Source organism: Phenylobacterium sp. GW821-FHT12F10 (assembly GCF_058806695.1).
The window spans coordinates 1,288,458-1,308,013 of record NZ_JBXAPY010000001.1; the positions used below are offsets into that span (position 1 = coordinate 1,288,458).

The 19,556-nt window shown below is 69.8% G+C and carries 16 protein-coding genes and 1 tRNA gene; 10 read left to right on the forward strand and 7 right to left on the reverse strand.

What is annotated here, in order from left to right; all coding sequences use genetic code 11:
• Nucleotides 1-21 precede the first annotated feature (21 nt).
• Nucleotides 22-96: transfer RNA gene (locus AC1RN5_RS06460), tRNA-Lys, on the reverse strand.
• 195 nt (nucleotides 97-291) lie between these two features.
• Between AC1RN5_RS06460 and AC1RN5_RS06465 the strand changes: the two genes are divergently transcribed.
• The 5 genes from AC1RN5_RS06465 (at nucleotide 292) to AC1RN5_RS06485 (ending at nucleotide 3,882) form a co-directional block, all read left to right on the forward strand.
• A complete protein-coding gene (locus AC1RN5_RS06465) occupies nucleotides 292-738 on the forward strand; it encodes an RcnB family protein (RefSeq protein WP_493040429.1) in 447 nt (148 codons plus the stop codon).
• Nucleotides 739-951: 213 nt separating this feature from the next.
• Complete coding sequence (gene cysT / locus AC1RN5_RS06470; RefSeq protein WP_493040430.1) at nucleotides 952-1,821, forward strand: sulfate ABC transporter permease subunit CysT; 870 nt, start codon at nucleotides 952-954, stop codon at nucleotides 1,819-1,821.
• Complete coding sequence (cysW, locus tag AC1RN5_RS06475; RefSeq protein ID WP_493040431.1) at nucleotides 1,818-2,657, forward strand: sulfate ABC transporter permease subunit CysW; 840 nt, start codon at nucleotides 1,818-1,820, stop codon at nucleotides 2,655-2,657. The genes cysT and cysW overlap by 4 nt, the downstream gene beginning before the upstream one ends.
• 12 nt (nucleotides 2,658-2,669) lie before the next feature.
• Nucleotides 2,670-3,704: a sulfate/molybdate ABC transporter ATP-binding protein gene (locus AC1RN5_RS06480; protein WP_493040432.1), complete on the forward strand. Its 1,035-nt coding sequence runs from the start codon at nucleotides 2,670-2,672 to the stop codon at nucleotides 3,702-3,704.
• 55 nt (nucleotides 3,705-3,759) lie between these two features.
• Entirely contained in the window at nucleotides 3,760-3,882 is a 123-nt protein-coding gene (locus AC1RN5_RS06485; RefSeq protein ID WP_493040433.1) for a hypothetical protein, read from the forward strand.
• A gap of 3 nt (nucleotides 3,883-3,885) precedes the next feature.
• On the opposite strand, the gene AC1RN5_RS06490 is transcribed toward AC1RN5_RS06485, so the two are convergent.
• The 3 genes from AC1RN5_RS06490 to AC1RN5_RS06500 are packed head-to-tail and all read right to left on the reverse strand — an operon-like array spanning nucleotide 3,886 to nucleotide 7,210.
• Complete coding sequence (locus AC1RN5_RS06490; protein ID WP_493040434.1) at nucleotides 3,886-4,863, reverse strand: transglutaminase family protein; 978 nt, start codon at nucleotides 4,861-4,863, stop codon at nucleotides 3,886-3,888.
• Entirely contained in the window at nucleotides 4,863-5,801 is a 939-nt protein-coding gene (locus AC1RN5_RS06495; RefSeq protein ID WP_493040435.1) for an alpha-E domain-containing protein, read from the reverse strand. The genes AC1RN5_RS06490 and AC1RN5_RS06495 overlap by 1 nt, the downstream gene beginning before the upstream one ends.
• Nucleotides 5,798-7,210 carry a circularly permuted type 2 ATP-grasp protein gene (locus AC1RN5_RS06500; protein WP_493041472.1) on the reverse strand — a complete coding sequence of 471 codons (1,413 nt, stop codon included), beginning with the start codon at nucleotides 7,208-7,210 and terminating at the stop codon, nucleotides 5,798-5,800. Before AC1RN5_RS06500 ends, AC1RN5_RS06495 begins: the two co-directional genes overlap by 4 nt.
• 307 nt (nucleotides 7,211-7,517) lie before the next feature.
• Between AC1RN5_RS06500 and AC1RN5_RS06505 the strand changes: the two genes are divergently transcribed.
• Genes AC1RN5_RS06505 through AC1RN5_RS06515 form a run of 3 tightly spaced genes read left to right on the forward strand, consistent with a single transcriptional unit; the run spans nucleotide 7,518 to nucleotide 13,872 of the window.
• A complete protein-coding gene (locus AC1RN5_RS06505; RefSeq protein WP_493040436.1) occupies nucleotides 7,518-9,302 on the forward strand; it encodes an autotransporter assembly complex protein TamA in 1,785 nt (594 codons plus the stop codon).
• Nucleotides 9,299-13,495, forward strand: a complete 4,197-nt coding sequence (locus tag AC1RN5_RS06510; protein WP_493040437.1) for a translocation/assembly module TamB domain-containing protein — start codon at nucleotides 9,299-9,301, stop codon at nucleotides 13,493-13,495. The genes AC1RN5_RS06505 and AC1RN5_RS06510 overlap by 4 nt, the downstream gene beginning before the upstream one ends.
• Nucleotides 13,496-13,497: 2 nt before the next feature.
• Nucleotides 13,498-13,872 carry a hypothetical protein gene (locus tag AC1RN5_RS06515; RefSeq protein WP_493040438.1) on the forward strand — a complete coding sequence of 125 codons (375 nt, stop codon included), beginning with the start codon at nucleotides 13,498-13,500 and terminating at the stop codon, nucleotides 13,870-13,872.
• Here AC1RN5_RS06515 and phhA read toward each other — a convergent pair.
• The gene (gene phhA, locus AC1RN5_RS06520; protein ID WP_493040439.1) at nucleotides 13,869-14,720 is read right to left on the reverse strand and encodes a phenylalanine 4-monooxygenase; all 852 of its coding nucleotides are present in this window, start codon (nucleotides 14,718-14,720) and stop codon (nucleotides 13,869-13,871) included. The genes AC1RN5_RS06515 and phhA overlap by 4 nt on opposite strands.
• A 110-nt stretch (nucleotides 14,721-14,830) precedes the next feature.
• The gene (hspQ, locus tag AC1RN5_RS06525) at nucleotides 14,831-15,217 is read right to left on the reverse strand and encodes a heat shock protein HspQ (RefSeq protein WP_493040440.1); all 387 of its coding nucleotides are present in this window, start codon (nucleotides 15,215-15,217) and stop codon (nucleotides 14,831-14,833) included.
• A gap of 230 nt (nucleotides 15,218-15,447) precedes the next feature.
• Here hspQ and AC1RN5_RS06530 point away from each other — a divergent pair, with 230 nt between their 5' ends.
• Together AC1RN5_RS06530 and AC1RN5_RS06535 are read left to right on the forward strand one after the other, a co-directional pair.
• Entirely contained in the window at nucleotides 15,448-16,566 is a 1,119-nt protein-coding gene (locus tag AC1RN5_RS06530; RefSeq protein ID WP_493040441.1) for a Ppx/GppA phosphatase family protein, read from the forward strand.
• Nucleotides 16,563-17,279, forward strand: a complete 717-nt coding sequence (locus AC1RN5_RS06535; RefSeq protein WP_493040442.1) for an RlmE family RNA methyltransferase — start codon at nucleotides 16,563-16,565, stop codon at nucleotides 17,277-17,279. Before AC1RN5_RS06530 ends, AC1RN5_RS06535 begins: the two co-directional genes overlap by 4 nt.
• A 31-nt stretch (nucleotides 17,280-17,310) precedes the next feature.
• On the opposite strand, the gene AC1RN5_RS06540 is transcribed toward AC1RN5_RS06535, so the two are convergent.
• Nucleotides 17,311-19,407, reverse strand: a complete 2,097-nt coding sequence (locus AC1RN5_RS06540; protein WP_493040443.1) for a catalase — start codon at nucleotides 19,405-19,407, stop codon at nucleotides 17,311-17,313.
• Between the last annotated feature and the right edge of the window lie 149 nt (nucleotides 19,408-19,556).

Below are 19,556 nucleotides of genomic sequence, written 5' to 3' on the forward strand. Positions count from 1 at the left end.
CCAACATATGCTGCGATATGTTGGTAGGCCGGGTGGGGGTCGAACCCACGACCATTCGATTAAAAGTCGAATGCTCTACCACTGAGCTACCGGCCCTTGGCGCGGCGAGCAAAAGCGCGCCGGGCGAAGCGGCGCGGACCATAGGGTGCGTGTCACCGCGGAGCAAGACCGCGTGCGCGCCGCATGAACGGCGGATGACCAGCGCCATTCAAAACAGGTTCAGCGCGGGAGTCGCATCTTGGGAACAACGCCGACAGCCACCTGGCTCGACGCTCCCGAAAGGACCCGCTCATGAAACGCGCAATCGCCGCCGCCCTGGCTCTTTCCCTGCTGGGCGGCACGGCCGCCATGGCCCAGCCTGCGCAGTATCAGCGCGACTATCAGGACCAGTACCAGGGCCAGTATCAGCAAGGCTACGCCGACCCGCGCAGCGATCGCTACGATGAGCGTTACGACGATCGCCGCGACAACCGCTACGACGACCGTCGCGATGGCCGGCGCGACGGCTGGGACAATCGTGGCGGCCAACACCATCACCGCGCCCATGCCTGGCGCCGCGGCGAGCGCCTGCCGAGCCAGTACCGCAGCGCCAACTCCTACGTGAACGACTATGGCCGTTATGGCCTGCGTCAGCCGCCCCGCGGTTTCCGCTGGGTCCGCGCCGACAACGACTACGTCCTGGCCTCCCTGGCCAACGGCCTGATCGTCCAGGTGCTGAGCAACGGTTACGGCCGCTAGGCCCAAAGCCCACCCTAGCGTGTCGTCAGCCCCGTCCTCCCTATGAGGGCGGGGCTTTCTCGTGGGCGGTGGTCAGGCTTTCAGGTCCCGTCCTCAGAAATTCTACATTGGCTATAGATGCGCTAGGAATTAGCTCGTGTCTCCGCCGCGCGGCAGGCGATCCAGGTCTGCGGCGCGGCGTTATTGTGTGGAACCCGAGGCTCCGAGCGCGACATGACCGCCAAGGCCCTGACGACGGCGTCCGCCGCGACGCGCCGGCCCTTCCTCCGACGCCGGTCGGCGATCCCGGGATTCGCGCTCAGCCTGGGGGTCACGGTCACCCTCCTGTCGACCATCGTCCTGATCCCGATGCTGGCGGTGGCCCTGAAGGCCGCGCAGCAGAGTTTCCCGGACTTCCTGGACGCCGCCTTTTCGCAGCGGGCGCTCGCCGCCTACCGCCTGTCCTTCGGGGCGGCCTTCATCGCGGCGACGATCAACGGCGTGTTCGGCCTGGCCACCGCCTGGGCCCTGGTCCGCTATGAGTTCCCCGGCAAGGGGGTGGTCAACGCCCTGATCGACCTGCCCTTCGCCCTGCCCACCGCGGTGGCGGGCATCGCGCTCGCCGCCCTCTACGCCGAGAATGGCTGGGTGGGTTCGCTGGTGGCGCCCCTGGGCTGGAAGATCGCCTTCACGCCCCTCGGGGTGGTGGTGGCGCTCACCTTCATCGGCCTGCCCTTCGTGGTGCGCACCGTCGAGCCGGTCATGCGCGACCTTTCGGCCGACGTGGAGGAGGCCGCCGCCAGCCTGGGCGCCGGACGCCTGGACACGCTGTCGCGCGTCGTGCTTCCGGCCCTGGCGCCGGCCTGGCTCACCGGCTTCGCGCTCGCCTTCGCCCGGGGCATCGGGGAGTACGGCTCGGTGATCTTCATCGCCGGCAACATGCCCTACAAGTCGGAGATCGCGCCCCTGCTGATCATCATCGAGCTGGAGCAGTACGATTATGCCGGCGCGGCGACCATCGCGGTGGTGATGCTGGCGGCCTCCTTCCTGATGCTCTTCGTCATCAACGCCATCCAGGGCTGGGCCCGACGGCGGTCGGCGTGAGCCCGCGCCGCGCCAACGAGGACGCCCCCTGGGTCAAGGCGGCGATCCTGGCGGTGGTGGCCGTCTTCTTGGCCTTCATCCTGCTGCTGCCCATGGTCTCGGTCTTCTACGAGGCCCTGCGCAAGGGCTGGGCGCCGGCCCTGGAGGCCATCCGCAATCCCGACGCCGTGGCGGCCATCAAGCTGACCCTGATCACCGCGGGCGTCACCGTCCCCTTCAACGCCGCCTTCGGGGTCTGCGCCGCCTGGGCCGTGGCCAAGCACGAGTTTCCGGGCAAGAGCTTCCTGATCACCCTGATCGACCTGCCGTTCTCGGTCTCGCCGGTGGTGGCGGGCCTGATCTATGTGATGGTGTTGGGCGCCCAGGGCTGGTTCGGGGACTGGCTGATCGACCACGACATCAAGATCATCTTCGCCATCCCCGGCATCATCCTGGCCACGATCTTCGTCACCTTCCCCTTCGTGGCGCGCGAGCTGATCCCGCTGATGCAGGAGCAGGGAGTGGACGAGGAGGAGGCCTCCGTTTCCCTCGGGGCGTCGGGCCTGCGCACCTTCTGGAGCGTCACGGCCCCCAATATCCGCTGGGGCCTGCTCTACGGCGTCCTGCTCTGCAACGCCCGCGCCATGGGGGAGTTCGGGGCGGTGTCGGTGGTTTCGGGCCACATCCGGGGCCTGACCAACACCATGCCGTTGCATGTGGAGATACTCTACAACGAGTATGATTTCGTCGGCGCCTTCGCCGTCGCCGCCCTTCTCTGTTTCCTGGCCATCGTCACCCTGGCCCTGAAGACCCTGCTCGAGATGGTCCAGCCGCAGTCGCGGCCGGCCCGTCACTGACCAAGAGACCCCATGACCATTTCCATCCGCTCGGTGGAGAAGACCTTCGGCCGCTACCCGGCGCTCGACGGCGTGAGCCTGGAGATCGCCGACGGCGAGCTGCTGGCCCTGCTGGGCCCGTCGGGCTCGGGCAAGACCACCCTGCTGCGCGCCATCGCCGGCCTGGAGTTCCCGGAGAAGGGCCAGATCCTGTTCGACGGCGCCGACATGACCTATGCCAGCGCCGCGGCGCGCCAGGTGGGCTTCGTCTTCCAGCAGTACGCCCTGTTCCGCCACATGACGCTCGCCCGCAACATCAGCTTCGGCCTCGACGTCCGCAAGGGCGCGGCCAAGCCCCCCAAGGCGGAGATCGCCCGGCGGGTGGAGGAACTGCTGAACCTCGTCGAGCTGCCGGGCCTCGGCAAGCGCTACCCGGCCCAGCTCTCCGGCGGCCAGCGCCAGCGGGTGGCGCTCGCCCGCGCCCTGGCCGTCAGCCCCAGCGTCCTGTTGCTGGACGAACCCTTCGGCGCCCTGGACGCCACCGTGCGCAAGTCCCTGCGCAAGGAACTGCGCCGCATCCACGACGCCACCGGGGTCACCACCATCTTCGTCACCCACGACCAGGAGGAGGCCCTGGAGCTGGCCGACCGGGTCGCGATCCTGAACCACGGCGTGATCCAGCAGGTGGGCACGCCCCAACAGGTCCACGACGAGCCGGAAGGCGCCTTCGTCGCCGGGTTCGTCGGCGAGGCCAATCGGTTGGAGGGGACGGTCCGGGCCGGACGCTTCCAGGCCGGGGAGATCGCCGTCCCGGCGCCCACCGCGGCGGAGGGTGCGTCGATCGCCTATATCCGCCCGCACGACCTGATCCGCTCTGCGGCGGGCCAGGAGAGTTTCTACATCACCGCCGATCGGATAAATGTGCAGGGTCCGGTGGCCCGGATCGAGGGCCGGACCCCGGGCGGCCAGAGGATCGAGGCGGCCTTCGAACGCAACGCGTCGGAGGGCTTGGCGCCCGGCGCGCGCATCGGATTGACCGTCCAGCGGTCATACATCTTCAGCGCGTAACGGCGCCATCTCAACTTTAACGAGAGATTCACTATTTGGCGGCGTTATGCCGCACATGGATCATCTGCTCCGATTTCTCGTGACCCTACGCACCTCGCCACGGCGCGCGATGATGGTTGAGATCGGCTTCATCGCGGTGGGCGCCTTCCTGCTCGGAGTGACGCTCTTCCGCCTGTAGTCGCTATTGCTGTTGTTGCTGCTGCTGATCGTACTGCAGGGACCCGGGCGCGCCGCGGCGGCGTCCCGTGCGGCTGAAGGACGGCTGGGCGACCCGGATGAACTCGGGCTCGGTGAGCGCGGCGCGCGCCCGGCGCACCGACACCCCCACCGCGAGCTGGCTCTCGGCCTCGCCCTTGTAGACGCCGCGTGACGGCGGCACGTCGTTGTAGTCGCGACCCACGGCGGCGGCGATGTGGCGCTCCCCGGCCTCGACATTGTTGGTGGGATCCAGGCCCACCCAGCGCAGGGAGGGCAGGAAGACCTCCACCCAGGCGTGGGTGGCGTCGGGATCGGAGCGGTCGCCGCCCTTGCGGTCGGTGAACAGGTAGCCCGAGACATAGCGCGCCGGGATTCCCCAGGAGCGGCAGATCGCGATCATGATGTGGGCGAAGTCCTGGCAGACCCCGCGCTTGGCGTTCAGGGCCAGGTCGATGGGGCTCTCGGCGTCGGTGACGCCGGCCTCATAGCCGAAGGACTGGTAGATGATGGTGGAGAGCTCGCGCACCGCCGTCAGCGGGTCGCGCACCCGCAGCTGGTCGATGCCGGCCTCGGCGATGAAGGTCTTCAGGGCCTGGGTCTCCACCGCGAAGCCGTGGTGATGCAGGAAGTCGAAGTTCTCGCCGCGCACGAAGTCGCTCTTCAGCCGGTCCCACTCGCCGATGTCCAGGGCGGAGGGAAGGGTGGCCGGCGCCTGGGTCTCCACCGCCGAGCGGGCCAGGATGCTCAGCCGGTCGTGGGGTTGGGGCACGTCGAAGTGGTAGACGGCGTTGCCGAAGGCGTCGGCGTAGGAGAACAGCTGGGCCGGCGGGTCCAGCTCCAGGTCGAAGCTCACCAGCCGCTGGCGGGCGCCCTTCTGGGGCTGCATCCACAGCTCCATGACGCTTTCGCGCACATTGGCGGCGTAGTGGTACTGGGTGACGTGGCGCACTTCCAAAAGCATCAGGCTGGCAACCGCATCTCGAGGGAATAGGCGACGAAGGTGTCGTAGATCGCCGTGTGGATCGCCTGGCACTCGTCCAGCACGGTCGACAGCAGGGCGCCGGCGCCCACCAGCTCCATGTTCTCGACGTCGGCATATTGCAGGCGGGCCTTCAGGCGCCCTGCCAGGCGCTCGGGGCCGGCGTGACCGGCGTCCACATAGCGGCTGGCCGCCGACAGATGCTCCTCGATCCGGGCGGTGGAGAACCGGATCGAGCGCGGGAAATCCTCGTCGAACATCAGGAATTCCAGGATCAGCTCCGGGCGCACGTCGGCGGTGTAGCGCCGCAGATAGGGCTCCAGGGCGCAGCTCATGCGCAGCAGGCTGGTGAGGGCGAAGTGATCGGTGAGCGGCCGCCGGCGGTCGCCGAAACAGACCTCCAGCAGGCGGCCGATCAGCTGGGCCCGCTCCAGATAGACCCCCAGCAGCAGGAACCGCCAGCCCTCGCCGTGGCTCATGGTGGCGTCGGCGGCGCCCTTGAACAGATGCAGGTCGGCGATGATGTCGTGCAGGAAGGCCGAGGAGCCATCGGCGAACTGCTTGGCCGCCCCCGGGCCCGTGACCCGCAGATAGATCAGGTTCAGGCGTTCCCAGGTTTCGCTGGTGATCTGGTCGCGCACCTGGCGGGCGTTCTCCCGGGCGCGCGAGAGCGAGGTGGTGATGGAGCCGCCATCCTCTCGGTCCAGGGCCAGGGACAGGGCCGCGTCATAGGGGGCGCTGGCCTTGGCGGGATCGTTGTCGCCGACGGCGGCCAGGACGATGCGGGCCACCTGGCTGGCGGCCTCGGTGCGGTCGAGGGTGGCGTTGAGCATCACGTCCGACAGGCGGCACATGTGCTCGGCGCGCTCCACATAGCGCCCCATCCAGTAGAGGCTGTCGGCCACGCGGGCGAGCATCATGGCTGAACGTCCTGACTGTCGCTGGCCAGGATCCAGGTGTCCTTGGAACCCCCGCCCTGGCTGGAGTTCACCACCAGGGAGCCCTTCTTCAGGGCCACGCGGGTGAGCGCCCCCGGCGTCACGATGATCTTCTCCCCCGACAGGATGAAGGGCCGCAGGTCGACATGGCGCGGGTCGATCTGGCCGTCGATCAGGCAGGGCGCGGTGGAGAGCTGGATGGTGGGCTGGGCGATGTAGTTGGCCGGGTCGGCCCGCAGGGCGTCGGCGAAGTCGCTGCGCTCCTGGGCGCTGGCGTGGGGCCCGATCAGCATGCCGTAGCCGCCGGACGCACCGACAGCCTTGACCACCAGCTTGTCGAGATTGGCCAGGACATGGCTGAGCTGGGCGGGCTCGCGGCAGAGGAAGGTCTCGATATTGGGCAGGATGGCGTCCTCGCCGAGGTAGTATTTGATGATCTCCGGGACATAGGCGTAGACGGCCTTGTCGTCGGCGACCCCGGTGCCCGGCGCGTTGCAGATCACCACGTTCCCGGCCCGGTAGGCGTTGAACAGCCCCGCGACCCCCAGGCCTGAATCGCGGCGGAAGGTGAGGGGATCGATGAAGTCGTCGTCCACCCGGCGATAGATCACGTCGATGCGACGCAGGCCCGTGGTGGTGCGCATATAGACCATGTTGTCGTGCACCACGAGGTCGCGGCCCTCCACCAGGGGCGCCCCCATCAGCCGGGCCAGGTAGGCGTGCTCGTAATAGGCCGAGTTGTAGACCCCGGGCGTCAGCACCACGACCTGGGGGTTGGGCCGCCAGTCGGCCGCCATGCCCTTCAGCGTCGAGAGCAGCAGGTCCGGATAGCGGTCGATGGCCCGCACGTTGGAGGCCCGGAAGGTGCCCGGGAAGGTGCGCTTGGAGGCCTCCCGGTTGGCCAGCATGTAGGAGACCCCCGAGGGCACCCGCAGATTGTCCTCCAGCACGGCGAAGGCCCCGTCCGGCTGGCGGATCAGGTCCGAGCCGCAGACATTGGCGTAGGCCTGGTGGGGCACATAGAGGTTCTGCATCTCCCGCCGGTAGGAGGGCGCCATCAGCACCAGCTCGCGCGGCACCACCCCGTCCATCAGGATCTGCTGCTCGCCATAGATGTCGGCCAGGAACATGTTCAGCGCCCGCAGGCGCTGGGTCAGGCCCTTCTCAATGGTCGCCCATTCCTCGGCCGGGATGATGCGCGGCAGCAGGTCGGTGGGAATGATCCGTTCGGTGGAGCTCTCGGCCCCGTAGACGGTGAAGGTGATGCCCTGCAGCAGGAAGAACCGCTCCAGGGTCCTCTGCCGCTCGGACATGTCCTCCTGGGCCAGGGTGGCGATGCGTTGATCGAGGGCTGCGTAGTGCTCGCGCACCTCGCCGGAGGCCGTGATCATCTCGTCATAGGGCGCCGCCGCCCCGGATGGCGGCTCTACGGCGTTGGTGTCACCCGATCTTCGCGCCGTCGCCACGCCCCACTCCACCTTGAGATAATCCTTCCGCCTCGACCTGGTTCCGAACCCTAGGGAGCGCCCCGGCGAAAGGGGCGGCTTTTCGGAATCGTCAGGCGTCGCGGAGGGGACTGCCCAGTATTTGGGCAGGCTTCCGCTCGGTTTGAAAGCACCTTCCGCGCGACGGGCGGGGTGACAATCTTAGCCGACCCGCTGTAGACCCCAGGACGGGGGCGGCAGGGGAATCTTGACGTTGGGACGACTGGTCTTCGCCGTCGCCGCCTCGGCGGCGCTTTGCGCCCAGGGGGCGGCGGGTTCCGCGCGCGCCGCGGCGCCGAAGGCCGCCGTCGAGGGCGCGCTGAGCGACAGCCTGCGCGCCGCCATCGACGTCGCGGTGGGCGAGACCGACAAGCCCATCGAGAACCGCTTCGAAGCCCGCCGCCGCGCCCGCGAGGCCGCCGAGGACGCCGTCGCCGTCCTGCGCTCCGAGGGCTACTACGCCAATACGGTCGAGGCCGACGTCACCGAGGCCGAGCCCGCCCAGCCCATCGTGAAGGTGACGCCCGGCCCGCGCTTCCGGATCCAGGACCCCAAGGTCGAGTGGATCGCCCCCGAGCCCGATCCCGGCGTGCAACTGGCCGGGGAGGCGGTGATGGGCCTCGCCAACGGCCAGGCCGGCCGCGCCGCCGACGTGCTGGGCGCCGAGGGCCGCATCCTGGCCGCGGTGCAGAAGCGCGGCTATGCCGACGTCGCGCCGGGCGAGCGCCAGGTGATTGTCGATCACGCCGACCAGTCGGTCCGCCCCACCTTCCGCATCGTCTCCGGCGAACTGGTGCGCCTGGACGGCGTCGAGCTGGTGACGCCCGGCCGCACCAACACCGCCTGGCTGAAGAACCTGGCCCCGTGGACGGTGGGCGACGCCTACGATCCCGACGACGTCGGCGAGCTGGAGCGCCGGCTACTGGACACCGGGGTCTATGACAGCGTCACCGTCGCCCTGGCCGGCAAGGAGAAGGCCACCGCGGAGGGCCTGCGTCCGGTGATCGTCAGCATCGCCGACCGCAAGCGCCGGACCATCGAGCTGGGCGCCAGCTATTCCACCAGCGAGGGCGCCGGCGCCGACGCCCGCTGGACCCGCTACAACGTGCTGGGCCGCGCCGACACCCTGTCCTACTACGGCCGCGCCTCCACCGTGGACAGTCGCCTGGGCGCCGAGCTGACCCTGCCGCACTGGCGCCGCGCCCAGCAGACGCTCAAGGGCCAGGCCGGCCTCTACCGCGTCCGCACCGACGCCTATGACGAGACGGGCGTGGGGGTCCGCGCCGACGTGGAGCGGCGCTACGGCAAGACCTCCTATATCACCGTGGGCGCCTCCCTCGACTACAGCCAGACCGACGAGCGCCAGGCCGGAACCCTGTCCTCCCTGGGCCGCAAGCTGGTGACCGCCTCGGCGCTGGGGGCCATGGCCCTCGACCGCTCCGACGACCCCCTGGACCCCAAGCGCGGCTGGCGCGTGGAGGCGCGGCTGGAGCCGACCCTCATCGTCGGCGCCGACACCCTGCCGTACCTCAAGGCCCAGACCCAGGGATCCATCTACTTCCCCTTCGACGAGAAGGGCCGCACGGTCCTGGCCGGCCGGCTGAAGGCGGGCTCCATCGTCGGCGGCCTGATCCCGGAGGTTCCGGCCTCCCGGCGCTTCTATTCCGGCGGCGGCGGCTCGGTGCGCGGCTACGCCTACCAGGCCATCGGTCCGCGCCTGGCCGACAACACCCCGCAGGGCGGGCTGGCCCTGCTGGAGGCCTCGGTGGAGCTGCGCCAGAAGATCGGCAAGCGCTGGGGCGTGGTGGCCTTCGTGGACGCCGGCTCCGTCGGCTCCGACCAGATCCCCAGCGGCAAGGACCTCAGCCTGGGGGCGGGCCTGGGGGTGCGCTACGACCTGGGCTTCGGTCCCATCCGCGCCGACATCGCCATCCCCCTGGAGAAGCGCAAGGGCGATGCGCCGTTCCAGATCTATCTCAGCATCGGACAGAGCTTTTGACCGGCCCCTCCGACACCCCGGAGACCGTCGCCGAGGTCGCCCACGAGGTGGCCGAGGAGGTGGTGAAGGTCGCCAAGAGCCGCGGCCTGCCCAAGGCCATCGTCGCCATCTGCGTCATCGTCGCCATCGCCCTGGGCGGCGTCCTGCTCACCACCCGCTACGGGGTCCTGCTGCCCCAGGGGCGGTTGCTCATCGAGGCCCGCGCCAACGGGCTGAAGCTCGGGCGCTTCGGCAAGCTGCGGATCGAAGGCCTGGCCGGCGACATCTGGCGCGACTTCACCATCGCCCGGCTCACGGTCTCCGACGAGAAGGGGATCTGGCTGGAGGCCAGGAAGCTCGAGATCTCATGGCACTATGCTGAACTCCTCACGCGGAACTTCCACGCCGAGAAGATCACCGCCCAGCAGCTCACCGTCCTGCGCCGCCCGACCCTGGCGCCCAAGGAGAAGTCCAGGGGCCTGCCGGTCTCCTTCGACATCGACCTGATCCAGACCCGGCTGGAGATGAAGCCCGGCTTCTCCTCGGTGCGCGGCGTGTTCGACGTCACCGGCGACCTCGATGTCCGCCGGGGCGGCGGCGGCCAGCAGGGGATGATCTCCGTCCGCTCCGTCCTGCACCCCGGCGACCACCTGGCGGCGCAGTTCGACGTCAACAAGAAGCGGCCCCTGCTGCTGGTGGCCAACGCCCACGAGGCCCAGGGCGGGGCCCTGGCCGGCGCCGTCGGCCTGCCCGCCGACCAGCCCTTCGATCTCCAGGTCAGCGCCACCGGCAAGACCTCGGAGGGCCGTCTGATCGCCTTCGCCAGCTCCGGCGTCACCAAGCCCATCGACATCAAGGGCGCCTGGACCCCCAGGAGCGGCCAGGCCAGCGGCAAGGTCCTGCTGACCGCCTCGACCCTGACCCGCAAACTGGCCGCGCGCCTGGGGCCCGAGGCGGTGTTCGTCCTCACCGGGACCCGGGCCGAGCCGGGGCTCTACGACCTGACGGCGCGCGCGACCTCGGCCAACCTCGCCGTCGCCGCCAAGGGCAAGGGCAATCTCGGCGAGCGCCGCCTGGGGCCCAAGGGCCTGGCGCTCACCCTGGACACCCCCAACCTGTCGCAGATCAGCGGCGGCCCGCAGATGGGCCCGTCCCGCGCCGTCGGCGTGCTGACGGGAACCCTGGACGACCTGCGCTTCGCCGGCGATGTGGCCATCACGCGCTTCAAGCTGGGATCCTATGGCCTGGACCGGGTCAGTGGTCCCATGCAGCTCACCCGCAAGGCCAGGGTCTGGGGCGTCAAGGGTACGGCCACCGGCGCGGGCGGGCAGGGGACCGGACTGCTGGCCGCGGTGCTCGGCGCCAAGCCGGTGGCGACCTTCGACGGCCAGCGCCTGGCCGACGGGCGCCTGGCCCTGCGCGATCTCCAGGCGACGGGGGCCGGGCTCAAGGTCCAGGCCAGCGGCGGCCGCGGCCTGATCGGCGGCCTGAACTTCAAGGGCCGCGCCGAGGTCTCCAACCTGGCCGCGGCGCGCCCTGGCGCGAGCGGCTCGGCCGTCGCCACCTGGAGCGCGACCCAGGCGGGCCCCGGCAAGCCCTGGACCCTGTCGGCCGACGCCAAGGGCGCGAAGTTCGCCTCGGGCTACGCCGAGCTCGACCGCCTGCTAGGCGGGGCCCCCAGCCTGTCGGCCAAGGGCAATATCGAGGGGCGCAAGCTGTCCCTGGCCAGCGCCGACCTCAAGGGCGCTGCGGTGAAGGCCTCAGGCGCCGGGGTGCGCGAGGCCGACGGCGCCCTGAAGTTCAAGCTGGACTGGACCGCCGACGGTCCCTTCCGCGCCGGCCCGGTGGAGATCACCGGCAAGGCCAAGGGCTCGGGGGCCATCACCGGGACCCTGGCCGAGCCCCGCGCCGATCTGCTGGCCGATTTCGACGCCGTGGACGTGCCGCGCCTGCCGCTCAAGGCCGCCCACATGACGCTCACCTTCATGCGCCGCCCCGACGGCTCCAGCGGCCTGGTCACCCTGGCGGCGGCCAGCGAATTCGGCCCCGCGGTGGGCAAGGCGGCCTTCCGCTTCCCGCAGGGCGGGGTGGATCTCAGCGACCTGGCGGTGGACGCCGGCGGGCTGAAGGCGTCGGGGGCGCTCTCCCTGCGCCGCAGCGCCCCGTCCTCCGCCGATCTCAAGGTCGCGCTCTCCAAGGGCGCCTTCCTGGCCGCCGGGAGCGTCACCGGGGCGGTGAAGATCGTCGACGCCCCCGGCGGCCCCCGCGCCAGCCTGGACCTGCGCGCCGAAAAGGCGATCCCGCCCGGCGCCCAGCTGGAGATTCGCACCGCCCACGTCACCGCCGACGGCCCGCTGGCCCGGCTGCCCTATCAGGCCCAGGCCACGGGGATGTCGCGCAACGGCGGCTGGAGCCTGGATGGCCGGGGCCTGCTCACCGACACCAAGCCCGGCCATCTCCTGGCCTTCGACGGTCAGGGCCGTTACGGGCGCCGCGACCTGAAGACGGTGGAGACCGCCACCTTCCGCTTCGGCGGGCCCGAGCGCAGCGCCCGGCTGCGGTTGGCGGCCGCCGAGGGGGGGCAGATCGACGTGGACGCCAGGCTGGCCGGCGACAGCGCCGACGTCCGCGCCCAGATCCGTCAGCTGGGCCTGGGTCTGTTCAATGAGGATCTGACCGGCAAGGTCGACGCCAGCCTGTCCCTCTCGGGCAAGGGCGCCCGCCTGGACGGGGTGATGACCGCCAAGCTGGACGGCGCGCGCGGCCGGGGCTCGCCGAGCTCCCAGGGCCTGGACGGCACGCTCAACGCCCGGCTGGCCGACAGCAGCATGACCATCGACGCGGCCTTCACCAACCCCAGCGGGCTGAAGGCCAACGCCAACTTGGTGTTGCCGGCCGAGGCCTCGGCCGCGCCCTTCCGGGTGGCCATCAACCGCCAGAAGCCGCTGCGCGGCCACGTCTTCGCCGACGGCGAGGTCAAGCCGCTGTGGGACCTGCTGGTGGGCGGGGAGCGGGAGCTGGCCGGCCGGGTGCGGCTGGACGGGACCCTGAGCGGCTCCCTGGCCGACATCCGGACCCGCGGCGAGGCCTCTGTGGACGACGGTCGGTTCTCCGACGGGGCCACCGGCCTGGTCCTGCGCGAGGTCGTCCTGCGGGCGACCCTCACCGACAACGTGATCAACGTCACCCGCGCCACTGGCGCCGACGGCCACGGCGGCTCGGCCACCGGCTCGGGCCGGATCAGCCAGGACGGGGTCAGCACCTTCAAGCTCGACCTGACCGGGTTCCGCCTGATCGACAACGACCAGGCCACCGCCTCGGCCAGCGGCCAGGTCACCCTGGACCGCGACGCCGCCGGCAAGGTCCGCCTGGCCGGCAAGCTGCTGGTGGAGCGCGCCGACGTCTCGGCCCGCACGCCCACCCCCTCCGGCGTGGTCCCCATGGACGTCATCGAGGTCAACAAGCCCATCGACCTGGGGACCGCCCAGCAGGCCGTGGTCCGCCAGGGGCTGGGGATGAATCTCGACGTCACCCTGACGGCGCCGCGCCGCATCTATCTGCGCGGCCGCGGCCTGGACGTGGAGCTGTCTCTCGACGCCCATGTCGGCGGCACCACCAACAAGCCGGTGCTGACGGGGGTCGCACGGGTGGTGCGCGGCGACTACGACTTCGCCGGCAAGCGGTTTGAGTTCGACCAGCGCGGCGTGGTCTATCTGGCCACCTCGCCCCGCGACATCCGTCTCAGCCTCTCGGCCACGCGGGACGACCCGGCGCTGACGGCGGTGGTCAGCATCCGCGGCACGGCGGCCAAGCCGGAGATCACGCTGACCTCCACCCCTGTCCTGCCCAATGACGAGGTCCTGTCCCAGGTGCTGTTCGGTCGATCGGCCTCGCAGCTCTCGCCCCTGGAGGCCGCGCAACTGGCCTCGGCGCTCTCGTCCCTGGCCGGGGGCGGCGGCTTCGACGTCATCGGCAACCTGCGCACCTTCGCCGGCCTCGACCGCCTGGCCCTGGGGGGCGACGGCGAAAGCGGCATGACAATTTCCGGGGGCAAGTATCTGACCGACGACGTTTATCTGGAGCTCACCGGTGGCGGCCGCACCGGTCCCTCGGCCCAGGTGGAGTGGCGGGTCGGCAAGAACCTGTCCATCATCTCCAAGCTCGCCGGCCAGGGGGACGGCAAGCTCGCCGTGCGCTGGCGCAAGGACTACTGAGCATGACGAAGCGGGGGGCGATGATCGGCGTGGCGGGGGCCATGGCGCTGGCCGCCTGCGCGCCGCCGCTCAAACCCCCGACCCATACCGGTGTCTGCTGGCGACTGGCCCCGGCCATGAACGGGACCCAGGACTTCAAGCCCATGACCAACAGCGTCGAGAGCCTGCAGGCCTGCGCGGTCCAGCTCGAGGGCCTTCGCCTGAAGCACGGGGTTCCGATGACCGGCGCCTATCAGGGCCAGATCATCTTCGTCACCGACCAGGATATCAGCGCGGCGGCCAGCACGAAGGCCAGGCGCTATCCCCTGTTCACGCCGCAGCAGCGGGCGGAGATGGACGCCGGTCTCAGGCGGCTCATGGCGCAGGAGGGCCGCTAGGCCTTGGCGGCCGCATAGGCCTGGCTGCCGCGGGTGAACACCTGGTCCCCGGCCTCGATCGCCGCGATGGGGATGTCGGCGGCGCCCGACAGGCGCTGATAGATCGGGGCGAAGTCCTGCAGGGTGGCGTCCAGCAGGGCCCGCAGGGACGGGATCACGAAATAGACCTGCTGGAAGTCGTCGATCCGGTAGGGGGTGCGCATCACCCGCTCCAGGTCAAAGCCCAGGCGGTTGGGGGAGGGGTCGTCCAGGGCGAAGATCGACTCGGCGTGGGACGAGACGATGCCCGCCCCGTAGATCCGCAGGCCTTCGGTCGTCTGCAGCAGGCCGAACTCGACAGTGTACCAGTAGAGCCGCGCCAGGTTGTGAAGTTGGCCTCGGCCCAGGGCGCGCAGACCGCCCTCGCCATAGGCGGCCATATAGTCGGCGAACACCGGGTCGGTCAGCATCGGCACGTGGCCGAACACGTCGTGGAAGATGTCGGGTTCCTGAAGGTAATCAAGCTGCTGCGGCTGGCGGATGAACCGCCCGGCGGGGAACCTGCGGTTGGCCAGGTGCTCGAAGAACAGGGCGTCGGGCACCAGGCCCGGAACCGCCACCACGCTCCAGCCGGTCAGGCGGTTCAGCTCCTCGTTGATCCGCGCGAAGTCGGGGATGCCGCCCCGGTGGAGGTCCAGCGCGTCCAGGCCGTGCAGGAAGGCGTCGCAGGCCCGTCCCGGCAGCAGCTTGGCCTGCCGCTCATACAGGGTCATCCAGACCTGGTGCTCGGCGGGCGTATAGGCGGCCCAGTCCTGATCGATGGTCCAGTCGGCCCGGGCTCCGGGCGGGGGAAGGCCGTCAGCGCTCATGGCCGGAGAATGGCCCCAAATCGCCGGAAGTTCCGTTCGCAATGGGCGGGATTCGGCCCAGTCGGCGCGAAAACCTTGCTCAGGAGGGCGCGATCACGCCCAAGCCTTGCCTAGTGGCTGATGCGCGGCCGCAGGGTGTAGTGGCCTTCGTTGAAGGATTCGAAGATCAACGGCGCCTGGGGATGGCCCACCGGCTCGCCGCTCTCGTCGGGCAGCAGGTTCTGCTCGGACACGTAGGCGACATAGGCGTTGTCGTCGTTCTCGGCCAGCAGGTGATAGAAGGGCTGGTCCTTGCGGGGCCGCACATGCTCCGGGATCGACTGCCACCACTCCTCGGTGTTGGCGAAGGTGGGATCGACATCGAAGATCACGCCGCGGAAATTGAAGACACGGTGCTTCACGACATCGCCGATGGCGAACTTGGCCAGCCGAACGTCCGCGATCGCCGCGGGATTGGGCAGGTGGCCTGCGTTTGGCTTTTCGAGTCGAGCGTCCATGACCTGAGAATCTACACCGAGGTACCTAACTGGGAGATGAACGTAGCGCTCACGCGTCCGTGTTCAAGTGCGCGCCTTCCGGCAGGCGAACTTGCTTGGTACAGTCGCTTTGAAACGAGGCGCCCGTACCGGCGTCTGCGAAGGACTTAAGGTTGGTCCATGTCTGAGGCGCGCAGAAACACGCGATGCGTGTTTCGCCCTCTTGATCTACGCGCTTTCCGGGCGCCTGAATGAGCGATCAGGCTGGAAACGCGCCCGGAGCCATGCGCAATGGCCGGGAGAGGTCTGGGAATGATGCGCCCTGCTATGGCGCCCTCGACCTCGGCACCAACAACTGCAGGCTCCTGATCGCCACCCCGTCGGGAAAGAGCTTCCGGGTGGTTGAGGCCTATTCGCGCATCGTGCGGCTGGGGGAGGGGCTGTCCCAGAGCGGCCGGCTGTCGGACGTCGCCATGGAACGCGCCATGGCCGCGCTGAAGGTCAGCGCCGAAAAGGTCCGTCGCCGGCGGGTCGTCAAGCTCAAGGCCATCGCCACCCAGGCCTGCCGCATGGCCGAGAACGGCCAGGAATTCATCGACCGGGTCTTCGAGGAGACCGGCCTGCGCCTGCAGATCATCGCCCCGCGCGAGGAGGCCCAGCTCTCCGTCGCCGGCTGCCTCAATCTGCTGGACCGCAGCGCCGACGCCGCCCTGGTGGTGGACGTGGGCGGCGGCTCCACCGAGCTCTCCTGGGTCGATCTCCAAGGTGAGGGCCTTGGGGGCGAGCTGAGCACCTTCGTGGCCTCGAAACTGCCCATCAAGGCCTGGCTCTCCATCCCCATCGGCGTCGTCACCCTGGCCGAGCAGTTCCCGGAGGGCGAGACCGCCACCGAGGCCTGGTTCCGCGCCATGGTGGACCGGGTGAAGCTCGATCTCGCCGCCTTCCGCCACGCCGATCCGATGCGGCCGATCTTCGACGAGGACCGCGCCCACCTGATCGGCACCTCGGGCGCCATCACCAGCCTGGCCGGCATGCACCTGCGCCTGCCGCGCTACGACCGCTCCCGCGTCGACGGCATCTGGATGACGCGGGCCGAGTGCGAGGGCGCGGCCAACCTGCTGCTCGGCCTCACCGCCCAGCAGCGCGCCGACCAGCCCTGCATCGGCCCCGACCGCTCGGACCTCGTCCTGGCCGGCGCCGCCATCCTCCAGGCCGTCCAGGAACTCTGGCCCTGCACCCGTGTCCGGGTCGCCGACCGCGGCCTGCGCGAGGGCATCCTGATGTCCCTGATGTCCGAAAGTGGCGGCCGTGGCCGCCGCAAGCGCCGCCGCGGCCGTCGCGGCAAACCCCTGCCCCAGGCGGCCGAATGACCGACGAACTCCCTCCGGCTCGCAAGCGCATGGTCAAGCCGCCCATGGGCGGCACCGAGGAAGGCCGCGGCAAGCCCGCGCGCCTGAAGACCGCCAAGATGCGGACCCCGTCCTCCCAGGCCTGGCTGTCGCGTCAGGTGAACGACCCCTTCGCCGCCAAGGCCAGGGCCCATGGCTACCGCAGCCGCGCGGCCTATAAGCTGACCGAGATCGACGACCGCCTGCACCTGCTCAAGCCCGGCATGCGGGTCATCGACCTCGGCGCGGCCCCCGGCGGCTGGACTCAGGTCGCCGTCGAGCGCGGCGTGGTCAATATCGTCGGCGTCGACCTGCTGCCGGTCGATCCCATCTCGCCGGCCCAGATCATCGAGATGGACTTCACCGACCCGGCCTGCGGCCCCCTGCTGATCCAGATGCTGGGCGGGCCGCCGGATATCGTGCTGTCGGACATGGCCCCCAACACCGTCGGCCACCGCAAGACCGACCACCTGCGGATCATGGGCCTGATCGAGATCGGCGTGGATTTCGCCATCAGCGTGCTGAAGCCCGGCGGATCCTTCATCGCCAAGGCCTTCCAGGGCGGCGAGACCTCCCTGGTGATCGCCAAGCTCAAGCACCACTTCACCGACGTGAAGAACATGAAGCCCAAGGCCAGCCGCGCGGACTCCTCGGAGACCTACCTGGTGGCGACGGGGTTCAAGGGGCGGACCTAGCGGCGCCCGGCGAACCGGGCGCCGTCATATCCTAGGCCAGCATGCGGACCTTCGGCTCCCGGTCCCACTGGCGGGTGCGGGCCGGCGGGATGAAGCCGTCGGCGCCCCCCGCCAGGTCCACGATCCCCGCGTCCGGCTCCACATTGGCCTTGTCCAGCAGGGGTTGAGCCTCCGCCGTGAAGCCGATGGCCTTCAGGTGGACGAAGGCGTTGGCCACGAAGTCCACCGCCGCGCTCTCCTTCAGCAGCTCGGCGCAGCCCGCCTTCGACAGCACCAGGGCCACGGCGTCGAACAGCACCGAGGGCGTGCCGGCCAGCTGGCCGTCCGCCGGCAGCTTCTTGCCGTCCTTCAGGGTCACCCCGCCGACCTTGGGGGCGACGATCTTGACGCTGGCGCCCTCGGCGAGCGCCGCCTTCTTCACCGCGTTGATCACCGCCCCGTCGGCGCCGTCGGTCACCAGGATGGCCACCGCCCGGCCCATCAGGGTCTCCGGATACTTGCCGACGATGCGCAGGGCGGGCGAGGGGTCCATGTCCACCGGCTTGACCGCCGCCTCGGACTTGGCCGGCAGGTCCATGGCCAGGCCGTCGGCCACCCGCTTGGCGAGGCCCGCATCGACGTTCTGCAGATTGCCCAGGATGCGCAGCCGCACGTGCTCGAAGCTGCACTTGGACAGCTCGAACACCAGGGCGCTGGCCAGGTGGGCCTGCTCGATGGGCGTCTGGGAGGCGTAGAACAGCCGCGCATGGCTGTAGTGATCGGCGAAGGTCTCCGCCCGCAGCCGCGCCTTGGGCGCGTCATTGGCCACCGCCGCCGAGCGGAAGCCGCCCTTGGGGTCCTCGCGCGGACCGCCGGGTTCACCCGCTTCGCCCAGGCTGTTGGGTTCGTAGTTGGCCCGGCCGACGGGAACCTCCATCTGCATGTGGCCGTCGCGCTGGAAGTTCTGGAAGGGGCAGCCCTTGGCGCGGTTGATGGGCAGCTGGTGGAAGTTCACCGAGCCCAGCCGCGAGAGCTGGGTGTCCTGGTAGGAGAACAGCCGCCCCTGCAGCAGCGGGTCCTCCGAGGCGTCGATCCCCGGCGGCATGTTGGTGGGCAGGAAGGCCGCCTGCTCGGTCTCGGCGAAGAAGTTGTCGACGTTGCGGTCCAGCACCATCCGCCCGATCACCTTGATGGGGACCAGCTCCTCGGGGATCAGCTTGGTGGCGTCCAGGATGTCGAAGGGCAGGGCGTCGGCCTCGGCTTGCGAGAGCAGCTGCACGCCGAACTCCCACTCAGGGAAGCCGCCGGTGTCGATGGCCTCGAACAGGTCTCGGCGGTGATAGTCCGGATCGGCGCCGGCGATCTTCACCGCCTCGTCCCAGCAGGTGGACTGGGTCCCCAGCTTCGGCCGCCAGTGGAACTTGACGAAGGTGGCCTCGTCCTTGTCGTTCAGCAGCCGGAAGGTGTTGACCCCGAAGCCCTCCATCATCCGCAGGCTGCGCGGAATGGCGCGGTCGGACATGGCCCACATGACCATGTGGGTGCTCTCCGGCATCAGGCCGATGAAGTCCCAGAAGGTGTCGTGGGCGCTGGCGGCCTGCGGATAGCCGCGGTCGGCCTCCATCTTCACCGAGTGGATCAGGTCGGGGAACTTGATGGCGTCCTGGATGAAGAACACCGGGATGTTGTTGCCCACCAGGTCCCAGTTGCCCTCCCTGGTGTAGAACTTCACCGCGAAGCCCCGCACATCGCGGGGCGTGTCCACGCTCCCCGCTCCGCCGGCCACGGTGGAGAAGCGGGTGAAGACCTCGGTCTTGACGCCGACCTCCGTCAGGATCCTGGCCCGCGTGTACTTGGCCAGCGACTCCGTCAGCTCGAAATAGCCGTGCGCCGCCGAGCCGCGGGCGTGGACGATCCGCTCGGGGATCCGCTCGTGGTCGAAGTGCTGGATCTTCTCGCGCAGGACGAAGTCCTCCAGCAGGGTCGGGCCCCGCGGGCCGGCCTTCAGGGAGTTCTGGTCGTCGCTGACCGGCACGCCGAAATTGGTGGTCAGCCGCGCCTCCGGGGCGCTGGCGGTCTGGTGCAGTTCGCCGCCGGTCCCGACCTGCGAGGTCTCGGCGCCGGAGGGCGGGGTCTTGGGCTTGGTCATGTCGAGGGTCCTGATGGAGGGCGGTTGCTTGCCTTGTCCAACGCGGCGCCCTTCGATTGGTGGCCGACCCCAGGTAGAAAAACCCGCTCTGTCAGGCGCCCGACGCAAGGCGGCGCAAGGGTTTGCGGCCCGTCGCCCGACCTAGGGCG

Bases quoted from the DNA above. Each gene is read 5' to 3' on its own strand.
- AC1RN5_RS06485 (WP_493040433.1), top strand. From the start codon at position 3,760: ATGGATCATCTGCTCCGATTTCTCGTGACCCTACGCACCTCGCCACGG.
- AC1RN5_RS06515 (WP_493040438.1), top strand. From the start codon at position 13,498: ATGACGAAGCGGGGGGCGATGATCGGCGTGGCGGGGGCCATGGCGCTG.
- cysT (WP_493040430.1), top strand. From the start codon at position 952: ATGACCGCCAAGGCCCTGACGACGGCGTCCGCCGCGACGCGCCGGCCC.
- hspQ (WP_493040440.1), bottom strand. From the start codon at position 15,217: ATGGACGCTCGACTCGAAAAGCCAAACGCAGGCCACCTGCCCAATCCC.
- AC1RN5_RS06480 (WP_493040432.1), top strand. From the start codon at position 2,670: ATGACCATTTCCATCCGCTCGGTGGAGAAGACCTTCGGCCGCTACCCG.
- AC1RN5_RS06530 (WP_493040441.1), top strand. From the start codon at position 15,448: ATGAGCGATCAGGCTGGAAACGCGCCCGGAGCCATGCGCAATGGCCGG.
- phhA (WP_493040439.1), bottom strand. From the start codon at position 14,720: ATGAGCGCTGACGGCCTTCCCCCGCCCGGAGCCCGGGCCGACTGGACC.
- AC1RN5_RS06535 (WP_493040442.1), top strand. From the start codon at position 16,563: ATGACCGACGAACTCCCTCCGGCTCGCAAGCGCATGGTCAAGCCGCCC.
- AC1RN5_RS06500 (WP_493041472.1), bottom strand. From the start codon at position 7,210: ATGATCACGGCCTCCGGCGAGGTGCGCGAGCACTACGCAGCCCTCGAT.
- AC1RN5_RS06540 (WP_493040443.1), bottom strand. From the start codon at position 19,407: ATGACCAAGCCCAAGACCCCGCCCTCCGGCGCCGAGACCTCGCAGGTC.
- AC1RN5_RS06490 (WP_493040434.1), bottom strand. From the start codon at position 4,863: ATGCTTTTGGAAGTGCGCCACGTCACCCAGTACCACTACGCCGCCAAT.
- AC1RN5_RS06495 (WP_493040435.1), bottom strand. From the start codon at position 5,801: ATGATGCTCGCCCGCGTGGCCGACAGCCTCTACTGGATGGGGCGCTAT.
- AC1RN5_RS06465 (WP_493040429.1), top strand. From the start codon at position 292: ATGAAACGCGCAATCGCCGCCGCCCTGGCTCTTTCCCTGCTGGGCGGC.